The following is a 20243-nucleotide window of genomic DNA, read 5'->3' as shown; positions in this document are numbered from 1 at the left end:
GAAAGGTTCTAGCTCGCAGTCCTTTCGATCCGCTCGCGTTGCGTCAACGCCGCGGCAAGCAGCTTGCGGAAGCGAGGGTCGTGGCGGATGTTGTCGAGATCGGAGTCATTGTTGAACCATTTGATATGATAGACGGAACTGTTCGGCAGCAGCTTCTCCAGGAGGTCGATCGCTTGGTCGACATCGCCAAGCACGGAATAGACGCAGGCGAGATTGTACTGGGCGACGATGTCGTCGGGATCGATGGCGATGGCGCGTGCGGCCCAGTCGCGTGCCCTCTTGATGTCGCCGATATGGGCAAAGGCCAGCGCGCCGCGATGGGCAGGGCCGGAATTTTCCGGGTTGAGATTGAGCGCGCGTTCGGCCCGCTGCAGGCCGAGGCGCGCCCAGTTTTCCGTATCCACGAGGCGGCCGAGCGAGCGGTAGGCGGCCATCAGATGGATCGGCGAGACGTAATCGTCAGGCCGGATATCGGCGGCGCGGGTGAAATACTGAACGGCCTCGGCGAAATTGCCGCGCATGAAAAAGAAGCGAGCATAGTGGAAATTCGCCTCGTAGAGGTTCGGATCGAGCGCCAAGGCGCGTTCGAAGGCGGCGGCCGCCCGCTCATCATCGCCGCTCTGATGCAGGGCCAGCCCCCGGGAGGCGTGGGCTTCGGGAAGATCGGGATCGAGCTCCAGGGCACGGGCGCTCATGTCGAGGATGCGCCTCAGGGGCACGTCGTCGGGAGCCCAATCGCGGATCGCCGCGTCGCAATCAGCAATACCGGCATAGGCGCGGGCATAATCCGGATCGAGCTCGACCGCCTTGCAGAACATGCGCCTTGCAAGCTGCAGGTATGATTTCGTCCAGGTGTGGGAGAGCTGGCGGCCCCTGAGATAATAGGTATACGCCTCGACATTGGCCGTCGGCTCGTTGGCGATCGCCTGCTTTTCTTCCGGCAGCAGGCGTACCTTCAACTGACCGACGATCGCGTGGGTGATCTCGTCCTGGATCGCGAAGATGTCGGTCAGGTCGCGGTCGTAACGCTCGGCCCAGAGGTGGTCGCCATTGGCGGTGTCGATCAATTGGCCGGAAATACGGACGCGCTTGCCGAAGATGCGCACACTTCCCTCGAGCACGTAGCGCACGCCGAGCTCCTGGGCGAGCGGCTTCACCTTCACCGATGTGCCCTTGTAGGTGAAGATGGTGTTGCGCGGCACGACATGCAGGCTGGAGATCTTGGAGAGATCGGTGATGATGTCTTCGGTGATGCCGTCGGAAAAATAGTCCTGATCGGCGTCACCGCTCATATTGGTGAAGGGCAGAACGGCGATGAAGCATGTGTTGCGGTTCTGCGCGACTAGCCGGGTGGAGGGCGGCGGCGCGAAAGTGACGGTATAGACCTGAACCGGCTGCCTGATGTTCTTCAGCGTGTGCTCGCCGATGGATTCGAAGCCGAGATTGAGGCGTGAGCCGACCTGGTCGCGCACCGAGGCGGAGACTGCGATGCCGCCTGGCGCAGCGATGCGCTCCAGCCTCGCGGCAAGATTGACGCCGTCGCCGAATATGTCGCCGTTCTCGACGACGACGTCGCCGAGATTGATGCCGATGCGAAATTCGACGCGTTCGTCCTTGGGGACGTTCTCGTTGCGGGCCGACATGCTGCGCTGGATTTCGGCGGCGCAGGCGACCGCATTCACCACGCTCTGGAACTCGGCAAGGATGCCGTCGCCGGTGAGTTTGACGATCCTGCCCTTGTAGTCCGAAATCCTGATGTCGACCAGCTCGCAGCGATGGCGGTTCAGCGCCTGCAGCGTGCCTGACTCATCGATGCCCATCAGTCGGCTGTAGCCGACGACATCCGCAGCGAGAATAGCGCTCAGTCGTCGTTCCATGACCCCTCCCATGGATCTTCCCAGGTTAACCTAGTTTTTTCAGAGTTTTGTCGCGTAGAGCCTTCCCCCGAATAGACATCCGGGCGGTCGTTTGACGCAGCAGCGCACCCTATAACGTCGCCAATCTTCATCAATACTCTAAACGGGCTAAGGACGGCGCCAAACCATAATCCTTTATGGCGAGAACCGGCCCTCGACCAGCAAAAGGAATGTTTTCGCTCCATCCCAATACTTTGCAAGTCGGGCAAAAACCGGACGTCGATGCCCAATCAGACCGGGGAAAATCATGATCAAACCGCCGCACCGGCGGCTGCATGAAGTGGTCCCTGGCGATTGCCAGGAGGCTGGCTAGGCCTCCGGGATCAGCAAGACGGTGATTCGGTGAGGTTTCACGTCCCCGGCCTCAATATGCGCCGTCGAAATGACCGGTAAAATTGCGGGAAAGAGATTCCATGATGCTATTCCGTGAAAATTTCATCGAAGAACTATCCACTTTTTACAACCGGTAGCCAAATCGCGCAGCAGATTTTACGTGGCTGCTCAAAAGTAGAATCTTGTTAGCCATTGCCGACACGTAATCGTTCCAGGGGGCGCGAATTGGCTGGAGTTTCAAGCCCCTACGCCGCTCGAATGACTCGATATGGCTTTCTCCACCCTGACATCTTTCATTCGCCGAAGTGAAGCGGAACGATCATGTTTACTTTTTTCAATAATATCAGAATCCTGGGCAAAATGGCGCTCGTCTTTTCGCTGCTGCTCGCCCTCAGCACCATTATCAACGTCTTGAGCTACAGCTCACTGGCGACCCAGGAGAAGGCCGCGGGCTGGACCGAACATACCTATACGGTGCTTGGAACCCTGAACAACATCGTCGCGGCCATGGTCGACCAGGAAACCGGCATGCGTGGCTACCTCCTGTCGGCAGACGAAAATTTCCTTGCGCCGCAGAAGGCCGGAGCCAAGTCCTACGCCGACAACATGCAGAAGGTGCGCAGCCTTACAGCGGATAATCCGGCCCAGCAGGCGCGGCTCGACGAGCTGGCTTCCCTGGTCGACGGCTGGACGAAGGATGTCGTTGTCCAGGAAACGAAGCTGATGGCGGCCAAGGAGACCGTGCAGCAGGCGCGCGATCTTGAGGTCTCCGGCGTCGGCAAGAAATGGATGGATCAGATCCGCGCCAAAGCAGGTGAAATCGCCGGCATCGAGCAGGCTCTCCTGAAGACGCGCTCGGCCGAGGCGGCAGATGCAGCCGTGACGGCGCGTTATGCGATCATAACCGGCTCGGTCGCCATGATCGTTTTCGGCCTCCTCATGCTGTTCGTCGTGAACAGAGCCATGATCCGTCCGCTCGCCGGCATGACAGCTGTCATGCGCAGGCTCGCCGAGGGCGATACTTCCATCACCGTAAGCGGCTCCGACCGCCGGGACGAGATCGGCGCAATCGCCGGCGCCGTCGAAGTTTTCCGCCAGGCAGCCGTGACCAATCGCAAACTCGAGGCGGATGCCGATGCCAACCGCGAGCGCCAGGCGAGGGAGCAGGAAGAAATCAACCGCGTCAAGGAAACCGAGGCAGGGCAGGTCGCCTTTGTCACCAGCAATCTTGCCACAGGCCTGAAGCGGCTGGCGGCAGGTGATCTGGCCTTCCAACTGGACGATGCCTTCGCACCGAATTTCGAGCCTCTGCGCAACGACTTCAACCAGTCCATCCGCCAGTTGGCAACCACGCTTGCGGAAATCTCCGAATCCGTCTCGGGCATGGATAACGGAACCCGCGAAATTTCTTCGGGCGCCCAGGATCTCTCGCGGCGCACCGAGCAGCAGGCTGCCTCGCTGGAGGAAACCGCAGCGGCGCTCGATCAGATCACCGCCAACGTTTCCAATTCCACCAAGCGTACCGAGGAAGCACGTATCGTCGCCAGCCGCGCGAACCAATCGGCAGTCCAGTCGGCAGCGGTCGTCAGCCACGCCGAAGAGGCGATGACGAAGATCGAGGATTCCTCCCAGCAGATTTCCAATATCATTGGCGTCATCGATGAAATCGCCTTCCAAACCAACCTTCTGGCGCTCAATGCGGGCGTGGAAGCGGCGCGCGCCGGCGATGCCGGCAAGGGCTTCGCCGTCGTCGCGCAAGAGGTGCGTGAACTTGCCCAGCGTTCGGCTCAGGCCGCCAAGGAGATCAAGGGCCTGATTCACAACTCCTCCGCCGAGGTCGAAAGCGGCGTGAAGTTGGTGCGCGATACCGGCGAGGCGTTGAAGACGATCGGCGGCTTCATCATCGAGATCAATGGCCATATGGAATCGATCGCGGTCTCGGCCAAGGAGCAATCGACCGGGCTTGCGGAGGTCAATACCGCCGTGAATGCCATGGACCAGACGACGCAGCAGAATGCCGCGATGGTGGAACAGTCGACCGCCGCATCCAGCACCCTGGCGCAGGAAGCCGTCAAGCTTCGCAACCTCATCGGTCAGTTCAAGCTCGACGGCGTCGGGACGGGGTCTTCCGTGGTTCGCCAACCGGCTCGCGCCGCCGCGGCCGGCAACAAGCCGGTGTCCTCTCCCGCCCGTGCGCTCGGCCAGAAACTCGCCGGCGCCTTTGGTGGCAGAGCGGCAACTGCCACGGCTGTCGCCGCTGAATGGGACGAATTCTGATGGCTGACGTCGCACAATACGAGAAGCTTTCGGATGCAGCACTGGAAATCATTGCCTTCCATCTCGGCGACCAGCAGTTCTGCATCAAGACCACCTCGATCCGGGAAATCAGGGGATGGGCAGCGGCGACGCCGCTGCCCCACGCGCCGGCGCACGTCCTTGGCGTGATGAATTTGCGCGGCACGGTCATACCGGTGATCGACCTTGCCGCGAAACTCGGCGTGCGCAGCGCGATCGATGCCAATCGCAGCGCCATCGTCGTGGCCGAGGTGAGAAACAGCATCATCGGGCTCGTGGTTGACCGCGTGTCCGACATCCTGTCGATCGGCGGGGATCGAATTCAGCCGGTGCCGGATTTCGGCATCGGTTACGACCCGGCGTTCTCTTACGGGATCATTCCTTTCGACCAAGGAATGGTCTGCTTTCTCAATCTCGACCATATGTTTGCGGCCATCGAATACGCATCGGCCGCATAACGGGTTCCATGAAACAGGCGGCGGCCGTCTTCGGCCGTCGCCCTTGCTCCTCTTTGCCCGCTCGGGCATTGTTGCGGCATGAGGAGAGTTTTCATTTTGCTGCTGGCGCTTTGGCCGGGCTGCGTCCTGGCCGATCAGGCCTTTTATCCGGCGAAATCGGGCAATGCCGATGCCGCGGTGCTGACCGTTTACTCCTCCCTCGACGAGCCGCTGGCGCAGCCGATGATCCGGGGCTTCCAGGAGGCCAATCCCGACGTCGCGGTCAAATACGAGGACATGCTGACCGGCGACATCTACGACCGGATCGTCCGGGAGACGGATGCCGGTGAGAAGACGGCGGATTTCGCCTTCTCTTCGGCGATGGACCTGCAGGTGAAGCTTTCCAACGACGGTTATGCGCAGGTCAGCAATCTGCCGATGAGTTCGTCATGGCCGAAATGGGCGAACTGGCGCAACACCGCCTATGCCCTGACCTTTGAGCCGGCGGTCTTCGTCTATCACAAGCCGAGTTTTGCGCACGAAAAGGTGCCGAGCTCACGGGCGGAATTCGTCGACTATCTGAAGCGCAAGGGCAATGCGGTGTATGGCCGGATCAGCACTTACGATATCGAGCGCTCCGGCGTCGGCTTTCTCTTCATGGCGCGCGACCAGGAACAGTTCGGCGATATCTGGTCGGTGATCGGGGCGATGGGGGCTGCCGGCGTCAAGCTTTATTCGACGAGTTCGGCGATCCTTGAGCGCGTCGCCGATGGGCGCTTCGTGCTCGGCTACAATATTCTTGGCTCCTATGCGGCCGACTGGGCTTCACGCCACCCCAATGTCGGCATCGTGCTGCCGAAGGATTATACGGTGGTGATGTCGCGGATCGGCTTGGTGCCGCAGGCGGCCGCCGAGCCCGAACTCGGGCGTCGCTATCTCGCCTTCTTCATGTCGAAGGAGGGGCAGACGATCATGGCGCGCGAGCTGCAGATCCCGGCCGTCAGCCCCGAGGTGGCGGGGGAAAATACTGCCAACACGCTACAGGAACTGCTCGGCGCCCAGCTTCGGCCGGTGCCGGTCAGCCCCGGGCTGATGGTCTATCTCGACCAGGTGAAGCGGGCGCGGCTGATCGCGCATTGGAACGAGGTTCTGCGGGCGCAGTGAAACGCGTCAGCTTCAAAGGCGGCGGAGTACCGTATTCAGACCGGCGTCCGCCAATTGCGGCAAAAAAGTGTCCTTTCCGTCTGATTATCTCGCCGATGTCAGCTGAATGACAGGTTGTTGTGGTGGCTTTGGCTACTTCTTCTCCGTGGAGGCGGAGAGCTGAAGCCTTGGGAGGAATTCCGCTCGTCACTCAGGACAACCGTGTCCGCTGGCCGGCCATCCTTCCCGATTCCTGGAGAACAACAGGCGGCCGCTCAGCCGCCCACGGAGGACATCGTGAAGCACACGTTCATCGCAACCATTTTCGCAGCCGTCATCGCGCTGCCGGCCTATGCGGCTGACTACACCATCATCGCGCCTGCCGCTCCCGGCGGCGGCTGGGATCAGACGGCCCGTTCGCTGCAGACCGTTTTGCAGCAGGAGAAGATCGCCGGCAACGTACAGGTCCAGAACGTTCCGGGCGCCGGAGGCACCATCGGCCTTGCGCAGTTCAGCAGCCAGGCTGCCGGCAATCCGAACTCGCTGATCGTCGGCGGTTACGTCATGGTCGGCGCGATCCTCACCAACAAGTCGCCAGTGACGCTGAAGAACGTCACACCGATCGCCCGCCTGACCGGCGAATATGAAGCGGTCGTCGTTCCCGCCTCGTCCGACATCAAGACCATGGCTGACCTGGTTGCGGCACTGAAGAAGGATCCGGGTTCTGTTTCCTGGGGCGGCGGTTCAGCCGGCGGCACCGACCACATCACCGTCGGCCTGATCGCCAAGGCTTCCGGCGTCGATCCGACCAAGATCAACTATGTTGCCTTCTCCGGCGGCGGTGAAGCGCTCGCGGCCATTCTCGGCAACCAGGTCACGGCGGGTGTTTCGAGCTACAGCGAGTTCGAATCGCAGGTGAAGTCAGGCATGCTCCGTCTTCTCGCCGTCTCCAGCGACAAGCGCATCGACGGCGTCGACGCCCCGACGCTGAAGGAAGCCGGCACCGACGTCAGCATCCAGAACTGGCGCATGGTCGCCGCTGCCCCCGGCCTGTCGGCAGACCAGGTCGCAGCCGTCACCGCCGATTTCGAGAAGCTGCACAGCTCCGCCACATGGCAGGAAACCCTGAAGACCAAGGGCTGGGCAGACACCTATCTTTCCGGTGACGCCTTCAAGGCGCAGCTCGAAAAGGACGTCGCCGCCACCGAAGGCATTCTCAAAGAGATCGGACTTGTTCAATGAGCGAGGACAAGATCTCCTCGGCAAGCGAGCGCCGCCCTGATTGGGCGGCGTTCATCATTGCCATTTTCCTCTTCGCCATCGCGGGCATGATGGCCTGGGATGCATCGCACCTGAAAACGATCGCGCAATATGACCGCATCGGCCCGTCAACGGTGCCCGAGGTGGTGGCGTTCGGCCTCTTCTGTCTTGGTGTCTGGACCGTCGCCGAAGCCTGGCGTGGCGAGTTTCCGGAACGCGAGACGCAGGAAGTGTCGCCGGTCATCTGGATCGTCGCGGGTCTTGCCGGGCAGATGCTGCTTCTGCGCGTTGCCGGATTCTCGATTGCAACAGGCGTGCTGTTTGCGCTGACGGCACGCGGCTTCGGCAAACGCAAGCTCTGGATCTCGCTGCCCTTCGGCATCGCCTTGAGTTTCGTCGTCTGGACGATCTTCTCGCAGCTCCTGCAGCTGACGCTGCCGGCCGGCCCGCTCGAACACCTGTTCTTCTGACCGCGCCGGATGCGCTGTCAGCTCTTTTGATTTTTCGCGGCGCCCGATTGCGAAATGCAGGGCCGGGAATGCCGCCTGGGACACCAAGATGAGCACATTCGAATTCCTATGGCAGGGTATCCTGGTTGCGATGCAGCCGATGAACCTGGTTTACGCGCTGGTCGGCGTGACACTCGGCACCGCCGTCGGCGTGCTGCCCGGCATCGGCCCGGCGCTCACCGTGGCGCTGCTGTTGCCCGCCACATACAAGCTCGATCCGGGCGGCTCGCTGATCATGTTCGCCGGCATCTATTACGGCGGCATGTATGGCGGCTCGACGACCTCGATCCTCCTCAATACGCCGGGTGAAAGCGCCTCGATCGTCACGGCGCTCGAAGGCAACAAGATGGCGCGCGCCGGGCGCGGCGGACCGGCACTCGCGACGGCGGCGATCGGCTCCTTCGTCGCTGGCCTGATCGCCACACTCGGGCTCGCCTTCATCGCGCCCTATATCGTCAAGCTGGCGCTGGTCTTCGGGCCGCGAGAATATTTCGCGCTGATGGTGCTCGCCTTCGTCACCGTGTCGTCGGCCTTCGGCGATTCGGCGCTCAGGGGCCTGACCTCGCTGTTTATCGGCTTCGCGCTCGCCATGGTCGGCATCGACCAGCAGACGGGGCAGGCGCGGCTTTCCTTCGGCATCCCCGACCTGCTCGACGGCATCGAGGTGACGACGCTTGCCGTGGCGATGTTTGCGATCGGCGAAACGCTTTACATCGCTGCGCAGGGCAACCGGATCGCGGAAAAGGTCGAGGCGGTCAAGGGTTCGCTCTGGATGAATGCCGAGGACTGGTCGCGTTCGTGGAAGCCCTGGCTGCGCGGAACGCTGATCGGTTTCCCGATCGGCGCGATGCCGGCGGGCGGCGCTGAAATCGGCACCTTCCTGTCCTATTCGACCGAAAAGCGGCTGGCGAAGAACCCGGAAGAGTTCGGCCACGGCGCGATCGAAGGTGTGGCAGGCCCTGAAGCGGCCAACAATGCTTCGGCCGCCGGTACCCTGGTGCCGCTTCTGACGCTCGGCCTGCCGACGACGGCAACGGCGGCGATCATGCTTGCCGGCTTCCAGCAATACGGGCTGCAGCCGGGACCGCTGCTGTTTGCCACCAATCCGCAGCTCGTCTGGGGCCTGATCGCCAGCCTGCTCATCGCCAATGCGATGCTGCTCGTCCTGAACCTGCCGATGATCGGGCTCTGGGTGCGGCTGCTGACGATTCCGAAGCCGTGGCTCTATGCCGGCATCCTGCTGTTTGCGACGCTCGGCACGATCGGCGCCAATCCGTCGGTGTTCGAGCTCGGCATGCTGCTCGCCTTCGGCCTGCTCGGCTATGTGATGCGGCTCTTCGGCTACCCGATTGCGCCCGTTGTGGTCGGCCTGATCCTTGGGCCGCTCGCCGAACAGCAGCTGCGCCGGGCGTTGGCGATCAGCCAGGGCGACATCACGACGCTGGTGATGTCGCCGATCGCGGCAGGCCTGTTCATCGTGGCGGCGGCCGCCTTCCTCATCCCGTTGATCCTGCGCATCCGCGGCCGGGGCCAGGTGCTGTCCCAGCTGGCGGCAAACGAAGACTAAAAAGACCAACCTACCCCTCCCTCAGGGCCGGCCATGGAGACATGGGCCGGCCTCTTCTTTTTGCATGGCTGGGGTGATGTTACGTGCGTTGTCGCGACCTATGCGCGTTTCCATCTATGAGAGGTCAATCACAGAGCAAGAGAAAAAGACAATGTCCGCTATCCGCAATGCCATCCATACCGGTTTCCTTGGCCGCGCATTCGCTGCGCTCGGCGCCGCAAATGCCGTCAGCGCCGCCGTCGAAGCAGGCCGCCGTCCGCGCGCTCGTGACCTCAGGGAACTCGGCATCGACCCGGTCTCCTTCGGCCAGGTCATCCGCTAAGATCTGCACTTCATGCATGAATGAAACAGCCCGCAACCGGATGGTCGCGGGCTTTATTTTTATCCGATTGGAGATGCCGCAACGCCCGGCGCTGCGGCATCGTGATCGTCAGGCGTGAAGCTCTTCCCGTTGGCCGGGGTGATCTTCCGCCTGCTCGCGCTTGTTGTGGCGGATGGACGACCAGAACGACAGGCCGATCAGGGCCGCGCCGCCGAGACCGGTGATCACCTCGGGGATATGCACCAGGGTCTGGGCATACATGATCACCGAGAGGATCAGGATGGCGTAGAAGGCGCCGTGTTCGAGGTAGCGATATTCGGCAAGCGTTCCCTTCTCCACCAGCATGATCGTCATCGAGCGCACATACATGGCGCCGATGCCGAGGCCGATCGCGATGACGAAGAGGTTCTGCGTCAGCGCAAAGGCGCCGATGACGCCGTCGAAGGAGAAGCTGGCATCCAGCACCTCCAGATAGATGAAGGCGCCGAGACCGCCCTTGGCGGCAGCGCTCATCGTCTGCTGCGAGGCATCGAGCAGCCCGCCGACGACCTCGACCGCGAGGAAGGTAAGCAGGCCGTAGATGGCGCAATGGACGAAGACAGTGGCTTCCTCGCCGCCGATCAGCCAGGAGAAGACGAGCATCAGCGCCAGCACGAAGGCGATCTCGACGCCCTTGATGGTGGCGGAGCGCGCCATCACCTTTTCCAGGCCCGGAAGCCAATGGATCTCCTTCTTATGATCGAAGAAATAGCTGAGGCCGACCATCATCAGGAAGGTGCCGCCGAAGGCTGCGATTGGCAGATGCGCGTCGTTCATGATGCGGGCATATTCATCGGGCTCGCGGGCGGCCAGCACCAGAGCGTCCCAGGGGCCGATCCGCGCTGCGATGGCGACGATCGCCAGCGGGAAGACGATACGCATACCAAAGACCGCGATGACGATGCCCCAGGTGAGGAAGCGTTTCTGCCAGACCGGCGTCATCTCCTTCAGCTTGTTGGCGTTGACGATGGCATTGTCGAAGGAGAGCGAGATTTCCAGCACCGCAAGCACGGTGCAGATGAAGAAGACCGTCGCCATGCCGCCGATCGTGCCGGTCGTCTGCCAACCGAGCACGGCGCCGAGAATGAGCCCGACGGCCGTGACGACGAAGGCCCAGCGGAAATAGCCGAGCGAGGATTTATGCGGTGCAAGCTGATTCATGGCCGCACCTCGCGACCGCAAAGCTGGTTGTAGAGGGTAGGGACAGTGGAGAAACGCGGCATGCCACAACGGGCATGCTGACAAGGCATGGTGAGCTTTTTCATCGATGAAAAATCCGCCGGCTAAGCTGCAGGCGGTACCGACATCACGAGAGCGCCGTAAAAACTCTCGCCAGAGGGGCCCGGCACCAATGTTCCCCGCAGCCGATGTCTGGAAGGCGGCGGGATGGGTCCTAGGTAATCAACTTCCCGGGCCAGTCAAGGCCGACCGTCACATGGAAATTGGCGATTTTTTGGGAACCATCCGACAGCCCGCCCGTTACGCTTTGGTTGAGCTTAAAAAAGGAGGCCGATGATGCACACCTCGACCCATGTTCCCGACAAACGCACGGAAGCGTCCGACCGCATGAAGCGGGCAAGGCCGAACCGTATGCAGAAGGCCCAGGTGCTGCCGCCGCATCATGTCGACCTGACTCTGACGCCTGGCGTCATCCACGACATTCATGTGCCTGCCCATGTCAGCGGTGCGGATCTTTCCAAGGGTGGTCCCGACATCAAGGGCAAGAAATAACGGATTTTCGCAAGCCGCCGGATTTGAAATAGGATGAGAAACATATGACTGTGAATTTTGTGCCCCGCGATATCTACATCAGGCACGAGAATGAATGGCAGTCCGTCCGTGAGGCGGCGGACGAGCATATCGATATCGGCAAACGTCCAAAGCCGTCTGCTGCGTCCGGCAGTCGCCCGGCATCGATTGGGAAAAGCGAAGCTTCGGCCGCGCGCCCCGAATGAGCAACGGCCAAATTAACATGCAGACGCCCGGTATGATGCCGGGCGTTTGTTTTTTGATTGAAGTTCATTCCGATCGATGCGCCTTCAAAGATGATGGGTCACGCCAACCTTTCGGAAAGGATTGAGCGGCGATAATCCCGGCCTCACGGGAATCGGACAGATGGCCAAGACAGCGACACGAAGCCGCCGCAAGGCGCCGGCGAGAGGAAAGAGCAGGACGCGCAGCGGCAGTGGGCTGTTGCCGTGGACGGTGATCGGCGTTGCCGCGATCGCCGGCATTGCGGCCTACGACCATTGGAAGAGCATCAAGCCGATGCTTGGCCGGCAACCGGCGGCATTGATACGGGAAATGGCGGAGGAGAAGCCTGCTTTGCGGAAAGACGCGCCGCCGAAGCAGGTGGCGCTCGCGTCTCCGGCGCCGAAGCCCGCACCGGCGGCGGCCGGGCCGCTGCCGCCCGCAGCCATTCCCACGCTGACTGCCCAGCCGGTCAAGGCGACACCGTCTCCTTCCTCTCCCGCTACCCCGGAGACGGGGACAGCGGCCTTCGGCTATTGCGGCCAGGGCGCCCATATCAACTGCGTCGGAGACGGCGGCGTCTTCTGGTACAAGGGCGAAAAGATCGTGATCGCCGACATGGCGAGCCCGATCGTCGACCGGGCGCGCTGCGATGACGAGCGCAGGGTCGCCTTTGCCGGCAAGGCGCGTCTGCTCGCGCTTCTGAACGCCGGACCTTTCACCATGAATGCGGCGGGCAAGGCCGATCCCTCCGGCGCGCCGCGTGTCGTTTCGCGCGACGGGCGCTCCTTCGGCACGCAACTGATCAACGAGGGCCTGGCCCGTAAGCCGGGTGCTGCCGGCGGCGCCTGGTGCGCCGCCTGAGGAGGCTGGGCTACTTGTCTTTCTTCACCAACTGGCCGCCGGTGCGGAAGCTGCCTGTGAAGGAAGAATCCTTGCTTTCGGCGGTGCATTCGATCGCGAACGGCTTGCCGGCATAGGGATTGCCGAAGGTGCAGAAGCCGGCGACCTTGACCTGGCCGGTCATCTTGTTGCCGACACCCGTGGTGACGAGGCTCAGCGGCAGGCGGGCATTGCCGTTGGAGGCGGGCTTGATGCCGGCGCCGTCTCCCTGAAAGCCGAGCGCCTTACCGTCCGAAGTGAAGATGAAGGTCACCGTGCCGTTCGCCAGCGTGACACTGGCAAGCTCGTTCTTGCAGCCCTTGGTGGCGTCGAACTTTGCGACGACAAGCTTGGCGCATTTGCCGGAAAGCGTAATGACGCCGGGCGCGCCGGGAAACGTCTCGGGGGCGGGCGCCGGGGCGGCGGCGGCCGGCAAGGCGAGGGCGGCAGAAAAAATTGTGGCGGCAGCAAGCGCGGATAACTTCATTTCGATCTCAAACCCCATGTCCTGGCGAGACGAATCGCTGGCTCGCCTTCGGTTCGCCATGGCATGGTTCTGTGTCCGAATTTGGTTCCATGATTCCTGCAGTGCGAAGAATCCGCCGGTGACCGAGCGAGCTTGGCAGTGGGCCGCAGATGAACGAAAAGTCCAGTCAAGCCCGCCGGTTGCAAGGTCTCGCGATGGTAAAGGCGGCCTGATATTCACAACGAACCGAATGCACGATAACGGCAGGCGCTTCTGGGGCACCTGCCGTCTCGTATGCACGTCTGGTCAAGGGAATGGGCCCAGGCAGGGAAGTCCAGACCCATCCTTTCCCGATCGGAGGTCAGTCAGATCAGGAATTGGTCATCGCTGGCGGTCTACAGCGCCCGCGCGTCTTGTCAGACGCGTAAAGGGCGCTGTAGCACTTTGAATTGCTGCATAATTTTCCGCTTAAATCGATTCCGATTTAAGGAATCATGCAGCGGCCGGCAGCCTTTTCATCAGAATGCGCGCTGCAGGCGGAAGTAGCCCGAGGTTACGTCATCAGCGTTGTCAGCATCGAGGTACTGAACCGAGACCTTTGCCGAGAGGTTGTCGACGATCTGGTAGTCGATCGTTACACCGGCCTTCCAGGCGTTGACGTCGTCGTTGAACTTGCCAGCGGTGATGCCGTAGTTGTCATAGTACTGAACAGCCGGAGTGATCTTCAGCTTGTCAGTCGCCTTGATGGCGTATTCAGCGGCGATCGCCCATTCGGCCTTGTTGTAGTAGGCGTTCGGGTTGGAAGCGTAGACAGCTGCGAGGCCGAGCGTGCCCGGACCGACGGCAACCGTACCCATAGCGCGGACGGCGCCTTCTTCGTTGTCGGTGTCGTAACCGGCGGTGATCTGGTAGCTGAAGATACCAGCCTTGCCGCCGAGACCGACTGCAACGCCCCAGTTGTTGGCGGCTTCGCCGTTGTAGACCGGGCTGTCTTCCAGCTCGTCAACGCTGATGCCAGCGTAGAAGGCGTCGGTTTCGTACTGATAACGGATCGAGTTATGCAGCGTTACCGGAGAACCGATATCGTCGGTTTCGCCGGAGAGGCCGTCGTCCCACCAGCTGTAGAACAGACCAGCGCGGAAGCCGGCAATGTCGAGGTAAGCGGAGTCGAGCTGGGCCTTCTGGGCCGAAGCGTTGTCAGCATTGAACTGCATGACGATAACGCCGGTCAGCGGACCGTATTCGGTGTCGCTCTTGGCGGTGAACTGAACCTGGCCGCGCGTACGGGCGTCCCAGTCCGAGTCGTTGGCGACAGAACCGCCGCCGCCGGCGCCGATCGAGCTGGCGTGCGGGCCGACGTCAACCTGAAAACGGATGTAGCCGTTGATCTTGAGGCAGGTTTCGGTGCCCGGGATGTAGAAGTAGCCGGTGCCGTAAGCGTCGCAGACGCGGACATATTCAACCGGTTCCGGCTCAGCAGCAACGATAGCGTCAGCAGCGTGAGCACCGGATACTACTGCGAGAGCAGCAGCGGAGCCGAGAAGAAGGCTCTTGATATTCATGGAATAACCTCCAGTTCAGATGCAAGAGGATGAAGACCGTTGCCATCGGCAGTCCCTATGGATCTTCACCCCGTGTGATCGAAGCGGCACCTTTTTAGCTCGGTCCCTGCCCCGCTGCGGAAGTGACATAGGTGATGCTGCGCTGCAACGACATATCCGATTGTGACATTGAGCCGCACTTGCTATGTGGCTGAAATAACACGCATTTCGTCACAAATTTGTCATCTGTCCGTCACAAAATCGCAGTTCTGGATGCAAAGCCAACGAGGGGCTGAATTTGGGCGGAGGTATGCAATTTAAGCTCGTGTGAGCATATGTTGATATGCGAAAATGTCATAACTGCAATCTGCGCGGATCGGCAAAGGGCGCGCGCGCAGGGTTTGCCGGGGCGTGCTGATCGACCTGGAGCATGCGAATCAAGGATTGCGATATGCTTTAGTTGCCTGCCTCGGGACTTGCCGTCATCATGTTGCCGACGCCCGCGTTGACGCGGCTCGGCGGCAGGCGGATATGGCCATTGAAGGCGGGAGTGCTCCCGATCGGGAAGGGCGGCGGCCTCAGCCTCTTGCGCCCTGGGGATTACTCCAGGATGGCTTCCTTGCGCGCAATATTGCCGCTGACGTCGATATCGATACCCAGCATCGTGCTGCCGGTCAGGTCGACGCCGAAGTCAATGAGGTTTTGTCGCGTCAGGGGGAGCATGACACGGCCGGCTTGCTCGACCGGCCTGCCCCGCATGTGGGACACGACATATTCGGCGGTGACGGGGTAGCGTCCCTGCGGAAGGCTGATGCCTTTTGCCAGCGAAATCTTGTCGCTGGAAACCACGAGAGTTTTACGTCGTTTGATGACCTGTGCCACGCTGAAGAACTCCTACCGGTCAGGTTTATCAAACCTGTAACCCGAATGTAAAAGGCCTCTCGATTTCTCGAAAGGCCTTATAGATCAAGCAATCTGGATGGTGGGCGTGACAGGGATTGAACCTGTGACCCCTACGATGTCAACGTAGTGCTCTCCCGCTGAGCTACACGCCCATCCGATGGCGGCGCATAGATCACAAAACCTTCGGAGCCGTCAATAGGCTTTTTTCAGTTTTGTGACGCACCGGCCGGCAAGCCTTACGCGGCAAGCATTTTGTTGACCTCGTCGACGAGGTCGCGCAGGTGGAAAGGCTTGGAAAGGACCTTGGCATCCTTCGGCGCCTTCGAATCAGGGTTCAGCGCGACGGCGGCGAACCCGGTGATGAACATCACCTTCAGGTCGGGGTCGAGTTCGGTGGCGCGGCGCGCCAGCTCGATGCCGTCCATTTCAGGCATGACGATATCGGTCAGCAAAAGGGAAAACGGCTCCTCGCGCAGCCGGTCATAGGCGCTGGCGCCATTGTCGTAAGAAAGGACCTTGTAGCCGGCCTTTTCGAGCGCTTTCACCAGGAAACGGCGCATGTCGTTGTCGTCTTCGGCGAGAAGTATCTTCTGAGTCATTAATCCAGACCGCTGATCAATAGGTTTTGGGTGGGCTACCAGCCGTTTACACTAGTCTTTACCCGGTAAACAACCGGTGAATTGCCTATGTGCGACCGCCATCCCTTCTACATAGTATGGACTTGAGGCCGGGCAACTGGCAACATGGGCGAAGCAGTCAGTTCATGACATGGTAAAGAGGCCCAGAAGTGCCGGAAATCCGCGAATACGAGCTTTTTGACGTTCATGAGCCCGTGTCGCAGACCATTCCCTTCGTCTACAACTCTCCCCACAGCGGCCGTATTTATCCACCGGAATTCATCGCCCAGTCCAGGCTCGAGGGCATCGCCATCCGCCGCTCCGAGGATCATTACGTCGACGAGCTCTTCAGCTCGGCGGTGGCGCTCGGTGCGCCGCTGCTCGCCGCCAACTTTCCGCGCGCCTATCTCGATGTCAATCGCGAGCCCTACGAGCTCGATCCGCGCATGTTCGACGGGCTCTTGCCGCCCTATGCCAACATCAATTCGCTGAGGGTCGCGGGCGGCCTTGGCACCATTCCGCGCATCGTCGCCGAGAACATGGAAATCTACGCGCGGCGCCTGCCGGTGCAGGAAGGGCTGGACCGGGTCGAAGCCGTCTATAAGCCCTATCATGCGGCGCTGCGCCGGCTGATCGCGCGAACGCACGTGCAGTTCGGTTTCGGCGTGCTCATCGACTGTCACTCGATGCCCGGCAACGTCAGGGTCGCCGGCTGCACGGCGCGGCCCGATTTCATCATCGGCGATCGTTACGGCACCAGCGCTTCGGCCGAGCTTTCGCGCGCTGCGATTGCCATCCTCGAGGAAATGGGCTTCACGGCGATCCGCAACAAGCCCTATGCCGGCGGCTTCATCACGGAACATTACGGCCGGCCTTCACGTGGTCTGCATGCGCTGCAGATCGAAGTGAACCGGGCGATCTATGTCGATGAGGTGACGCTGGAGAAGCGCGACGATTTCGCTGCGGTGGTTGATTCGGTCACCTGCTTCATGCGGCAGATGGCGGAATATGTCGAAAAATTCGCTGGCGATCGGGCGCTTGCCGCCGAATAAAGCCGCTTACTCTTCCGACTTCGTTTTCCCTGGCCAAAAAAAACCGCGCTTGAAGCGCGGCTAGTCTAGGGAGGAAACACCCAAGGAGGGTATTTACAGTCAGAAGACTGTACTGATGACGTTACTATTGCATTGCACAAATGTCAAGCAATATATTGCGTTGCGATATCTTTGGGCATCCGTCGCATAATTGCATTCCTGCTGCTTTTCGCTATGAAGGCGATATCCCGCCAGCAAAACGGTGCCACCATGCTTCCTGACCGCTCGTTCTTCAATCGTCTGGCGGAGGCCGCCAAGGCCGAGACCCTGCCGCGTTTCCGCTCCGGCCTCGATGTCACGAATAAGCTTTCCTCAGGGTTCGACCCGGTAACGGAAGGCGACAGGGCGGCCGAACTCGCCATCCGGGCGCTGATCGAGGAGAATTTTCCAGACCACGGTATTCTCGGCGAAGAGCATGGCGATGTTGGGCTCGACCGCGAGTATGTCTGGGTGATCGATCCGATCGACGGCACGCGCGCCTTCATATCGGGCGTGCCGGTATGGGGGACGCTGATCGGCCTGCAGAAGCAAGGCCGGGCGATCATGGGCATGATCGAGCAACCGTTTACCGGCGAGCGGTATTTCGCCGATGAGAATGGTTCGATCTATATCGGGCCGGAGGGCGAACGGCGACTGGCGACACGCCGGTGCGAGACGCTTTCCAACGCCATTCTCTTCACGACGTCGCCGCATCTCTTCACCGGGCAGGAGATGGAGAAATACAGGGAAATCGAGCGTCAGGTGCGGCTCTTCCGCTATGGGTGCGATTGCTACGCCTATGCGCTGCTCGCCGCCGGTCACATCGACCTCGTCGTCGAAAACAGTCTGAAGCCCTATGACGTCGGCGGCATCATTCCCGTCATCGAGGGGGCGGGCGGCATCATCACGACCTGGGACGGCGGGCGTCCGGAAAATGGCGGCTCAATCATCGCCGCCGGCAGCCGTGCGGTCTACGAGCAGGCAATCGCCATTCTGCAGCGCTGATTCTAGCTTAGCGGCATCACGTCCCGAGCGCGGCGACGTCCTGGTTTTCCTCGGCATCGCTGCCGGGAATGAAGGCGTGGAAGGCGGCGAGCGCTGCGGCGCGGTAGATATCCCGTTCCTGAAAGATCTCGTGGCGGGCTCCGTTGATCGGCACCAGTTGACCGGCGCGGAAATAGCGCGAGAGCCGCTCCTGCGCCGTATAGGGCACGACGCCGTCCCGCGTCGGGGCGATGACGATCGTCGGGATAGTGATCGAGAAGAGATGATAGGGCGAGGTAACCCGCTCCATCGTGTGGAAGGCCTCGGTCAGCCAGCGGGCCGTCGGCGGCCCGAGCGTCAACTCCGGGTGAGCCTTCATCATCGCGATATTGCGTTCGAAGCGGGCTTCGTCGGAGGTCAGCGGATTGTCGCGGAAATCCGGCTCCTTCAGTTTCGAGGTCAGCGGCAGGGAGCCGAGGCCGAGGGCCGTCATCATCCCGGCAAGAGTGCGGATGGTGCGGGGCGAGGCCGCCTGTCCCGTCAGGCCGATGAAGGGGGCTGACAGCACCATGCGATCGATGCGGGTGTTGAGATAGGGAGCTGCCGACAAAGCGATAAGCCCGCCTGTGGAATGGCCGAGCAGGTAGAAGGGTAGACGGGTATCCGGCAGCACCACTTTTTCGAGGAAGGTGTCGAGATCGCGCTCATAATCGGCGAAGCGGCGGATGTGGCCGTGGTTGCGGCGCTTGAGGAGCCGCGACGAGCCGCCCTGGCCGCGCAGATCGAAGGTCGCGACCCAGAGGCCCTTGGCGGTCAGATCGCGAATCGTCTCGAAATATTTCTCGATATATTCGTTGCGGCCCTGGATGATGACGACCGTACCCTTGGCGACCTGGGCGCTGGAGCGGAAAACGGCGTAGCGCAGACGGTGGCCGTCATAGCTCTCGAAAAACCCCTCGGTGCGGTTTCCCGGGGCGGGATTGTCGGGCGTCGAATAGAGAACCTGATCCATGACCTTGCCACTGCGCCGCTGCTGACTGCTTCGCTATTAGAGCGCCGTGCATCCTTTCGGAAGCACGATGCGTTAGGGATAGCGCATGGCATGCGGCTTGGAAAGCGGCGCGCCCGCAAGGCGGGCGGCGGCAAAAGGGCCGGCAGGAGCATGAGGGTGCTCGCAGCCGGCCGAAGTTGGGCCGAAGAAGAAGGGACGATGCACTTCAGCCATCGGGACCAGATTTACCCCGACACCGAAATTCCTAGGCGAATGCGCCTGAATGCCTTCCGAACCGATCGTTCATATCGGGTTCACCGGGCCGAGCGGTGCAATTTCAAAAAGGTTCTTGAACTCCACGAAACCCATCACCATCTCCATCCTGCGGGTGCCAAAAGGGCCTGCGCAACCGTCCCGAGGCCGCCAAAGATGGGGTTTCAGGGGCATTTTATCGCAACACGTCGCTTCCACAGGAGGACATCATGCGTCACGTAGACTTCTCTCCCCTTTATCGCTCCACCGTCGGTTTCGACCGGCTTTTCACCATGCTCGACAGCCTTGCCCAGCCGGAGCAGGCGCAGACTTATCCGCCCTACAATATCGAGCGCACCGGTGAAAACACCTATCGCATCACCATGGCAGTCGCCGGTTTCGACGAGACCGAACTTTCGATCGAGGCTCATGCCCATGTGTTGTCCGTGAAGGGTGAAAAGAACGAGGAAACCGCTGAAGGCGGCGAATTCCTCTATCGCGGCATTGCCAAGCGCACCTTCGAGCGCCGCTTCCAGCTTGCCGATCATGTCGAGGTGTCAGCCGCTTCGCTGAAGAACGGCCTGCTTCACATCGACCTCCTGCGCAACATTCCCGAGGCCATGAAGCCCCGCAAGATCGCGATTGCCGCCGAGCCGGTCGAGGCTCCGAAGGCCATTGAGGCGCAGGTCATCAACGGCTAATCATTGCTCCCTTGCAAGGAAACGGACGGCGCTCCATCGGGGCG

The 20243-nt window shown here is 61.2% G+C and carries 20 protein-coding genes and 1 tRNA gene; 13 read left to right on the top strand and 8 right to left on the bottom strand.

The genetic code is table 11. The features are described 5' to 3' along the window. Positions 1 to 8 precede the first annotated feature (8 nt). On the bottom strand, positions 9 to 1877 hold the full coding sequence (locus tag NE852_RS18920) for an adenylate/guanylate cyclase domain-containing protein (protein WP_008533272.1): 1869 nt from the start codon (positions 1875 to 1877) through the stop codon (positions 9 to 11). Between the two features lie 693 nt (positions 1878 to 2570). Between NE852_RS18920 and NE852_RS18915 the strand changes: the two genes are divergently transcribed. The 7 genes from NE852_RS18915 to NE852_RS18885 all read left to right on the top strand — a co-directional run bounded on the left by NE852_RS18915 (position 2571) and on the right by NE852_RS18885 (position 9782). Further along, the gene (locus tag NE852_RS18915; protein WP_008533271.1) at positions 2571 to 4526 is read left to right on the top strand and encodes a methyl-accepting chemotaxis protein; all 1956 of its coding nucleotides are present in this window, start codon (positions 2571 to 2573) and stop codon (positions 4524 to 4526) included. Then, positions 4526 to 5002, top strand: a complete 477-nt coding sequence (locus NE852_RS18910; RefSeq protein ID WP_008533270.1) for a chemotaxis protein CheW — start codon at positions 4526 to 4528, stop codon at positions 5000 to 5002. The genes NE852_RS18915 and NE852_RS18910 overlap by 1 nt, the downstream gene beginning before the upstream one ends. 96 nt (positions 5003 to 5098) lie before the next feature. Then, a complete protein-coding gene (locus NE852_RS18905; protein ID WP_008533268.1) occupies positions 5099 to 6145 on the top strand; it encodes an ABC transporter substrate-binding protein in 1047 nt (348 codons plus the stop codon). A gap of 276 nt (positions 6146 to 6421) precedes the next feature. Beyond that, positions 6422 to 7366 (top strand): tripartite tricarboxylate transporter substrate binding protein, encoded by a 945-nt coding sequence (locus NE852_RS18900; protein ID WP_008533267.1) that lies wholly within the window; start codon positions 6422 to 6424, stop codon positions 7364 to 7366. After that, entirely contained in the window at positions 7363 to 7854 is a 492-nt protein-coding gene (locus NE852_RS18895) for a tripartite tricarboxylate transporter TctB family protein (protein ID WP_008533266.1), read from the top strand. The genes NE852_RS18900 and NE852_RS18895 overlap by 4 nt, the downstream gene beginning before the upstream one ends. Before the next feature lie 88 nt (positions 7855 to 7942). Continuing rightward, the gene (locus NE852_RS18890; protein ID WP_008533264.1) at positions 7943 to 9460 is read left to right on the top strand and encodes a tripartite tricarboxylate transporter permease; all 1518 of its coding nucleotides are present in this window, start codon (positions 7943 to 7945) and stop codon (positions 9458 to 9460) included. A 151-nt stretch (positions 9461 to 9611) separates the two neighbouring features. Further along, positions 9612 to 9782, top strand: a complete 171-nt coding sequence (locus tag NE852_RS18885) for a hypothetical protein (RefSeq protein ID WP_258155936.1) — start codon at positions 9612 to 9614, stop codon at positions 9780 to 9782. A gap of 108 nt (positions 9783 to 9890) precedes the next feature. Here the strand turns inward: NE852_RS18885 and NE852_RS18880 are convergent, their stop codons facing one another. Next, positions 9891 to 10982, bottom strand: coding sequence for a DUF475 domain-containing protein (locus tag NE852_RS18880; RefSeq protein WP_008533259.1), 1092 nt, complete (start codon positions 10980 to 10982; stop codon positions 9891 to 9893). Positions 10983 to 11333: 351 nt separating this feature from the next. Here NE852_RS18880 and NE852_RS18875 point away from each other — a divergent pair, with 351 nt between their 5' ends. The 3 genes from NE852_RS18875 to NE852_RS18870 all read left to right on the top strand — a co-directional run bounded on the left by NE852_RS18875 (position 11334) and on the right by NE852_RS18870 (position 12656). After that, the gene (locus NE852_RS18875) at positions 11334 to 11552 is read left to right on the top strand and encodes a hypothetical protein (RefSeq protein WP_008533258.1); all 219 of its coding nucleotides are present in this window, start codon (positions 11334 to 11336) and stop codon (positions 11550 to 11552) included. A gap of 44 nt (positions 11553 to 11596) precedes the next feature. Beyond that, positions 11597 to 11776: a hypothetical protein gene (locus NE852_RS32765; RefSeq protein ID WP_008533257.1), complete on the top strand. Its 180-nt coding sequence runs from the start codon at positions 11597 to 11599 to the stop codon at positions 11774 to 11776. Positions 11777 to 11936: 160 nt separating this feature from the next. Next, positions 11937 to 12656, top strand: a complete 720-nt coding sequence (locus tag NE852_RS18870) for a hypothetical protein (protein ID WP_037174488.1) — start codon at positions 11937 to 11939, stop codon at positions 12654 to 12656. A 10-nt stretch (positions 12657 to 12666) separates the two neighbouring features. Here NE852_RS18870 and NE852_RS18865 read toward each other — a convergent pair whose 3' ends face one another. The 5 genes from NE852_RS18865 to cpdR1 form a co-directional block, all read right to left on the bottom strand. Then, positions 12667 to 13161: a hypothetical protein gene (locus NE852_RS18865; protein ID WP_205621980.1), complete on the bottom strand. Its 495-nt coding sequence runs from the start codon at positions 13159 to 13161 to the stop codon at positions 12667 to 12669. 497 nt (positions 13162 to 13658) lie between these two features. Further along, on the bottom strand, positions 13659 to 14702 hold the full coding sequence (locus tag NE852_RS18860) for a porin (RefSeq protein ID WP_008533253.1): 1044 nt from the start codon (positions 14700 to 14702) through the stop codon (positions 13659 to 13661). Between the two features lie 579 nt (positions 14703 to 15281). Then, positions 15282 to 15563: a hypothetical protein gene (locus NE852_RS18855; RefSeq protein ID WP_128623627.1), complete on the bottom strand. Its 282-nt coding sequence runs from the start codon at positions 15561 to 15563 to the stop codon at positions 15282 to 15284. 98 nt (positions 15564 to 15661) lie between these two features. Then, positions 15662 to 15736: transfer RNA gene (locus tag NE852_RS18850), tRNA-Val, on the bottom strand. 84 nt (positions 15737 to 15820) lie between these two features. Next, positions 15821 to 16183 carry a response regulator CpdR1 gene (gene cpdR1, locus NE852_RS18845; protein ID WP_003542883.1) on the bottom strand — a complete coding sequence of 121 codons (363 nt, stop codon included), beginning with the start codon at positions 16181 to 16183 and terminating at the stop codon, positions 15821 to 15823. A 188-nt stretch (positions 16184 to 16371) separates the two neighbouring features. Between cpdR1 and NE852_RS18840 the strand changes: the two genes are divergently transcribed. Both NE852_RS18840 and hisN read left to right on the top strand, forming a co-directional pair. Next, complete coding sequence (locus NE852_RS18840; RefSeq protein ID WP_258155935.1) at positions 16372 to 17253, top strand: N-formylglutamate amidohydrolase; 882 nt, start codon at positions 16372 to 16374, stop codon at positions 17251 to 17253. A 249-nt stretch (positions 17254 to 17502) separates the two neighbouring features. Beyond that, complete coding sequence (gene hisN / locus NE852_RS18835) at positions 17503 to 18276, top strand: histidinol-phosphatase (RefSeq protein ID WP_008533239.1); 774 nt, start codon at positions 17503 to 17505, stop codon at positions 18274 to 18276. A gap of 16 nt (positions 18277 to 18292) precedes the next feature. Here the strand turns inward: hisN and NE852_RS18830 are convergent, their stop codons facing one another. Then, positions 18293 to 19267, bottom strand: coding sequence for an alpha/beta fold hydrolase (locus tag NE852_RS18830; protein ID WP_008533238.1), 975 nt, complete (start codon positions 19265 to 19267; stop codon positions 18293 to 18295). A 461-nt stretch (positions 19268 to 19728) separates the two neighbouring features. On the opposite strand from NE852_RS18830, the gene NE852_RS18825 reads away from it, so the two are divergent. After that, a complete protein-coding gene (locus tag NE852_RS18825) occupies positions 19729 to 20199 on the top strand; it encodes an Hsp20 family protein (protein WP_008533237.1) in 471 nt (156 codons plus the stop codon). Positions 20200 to 20243 lie beyond the last annotated feature (44 nt).

This window comes from Rhizobium sp. Pop5 (assembly GCF_024721175.1).
Taxonomy (GTDB): Bacteria; Pseudomonadota; Alphaproteobacteria; order Rhizobiales; family Rhizobiaceae; genus Rhizobium.
This window is presented reverse-complemented; position numbering and strand designations above follow the sequence as displayed.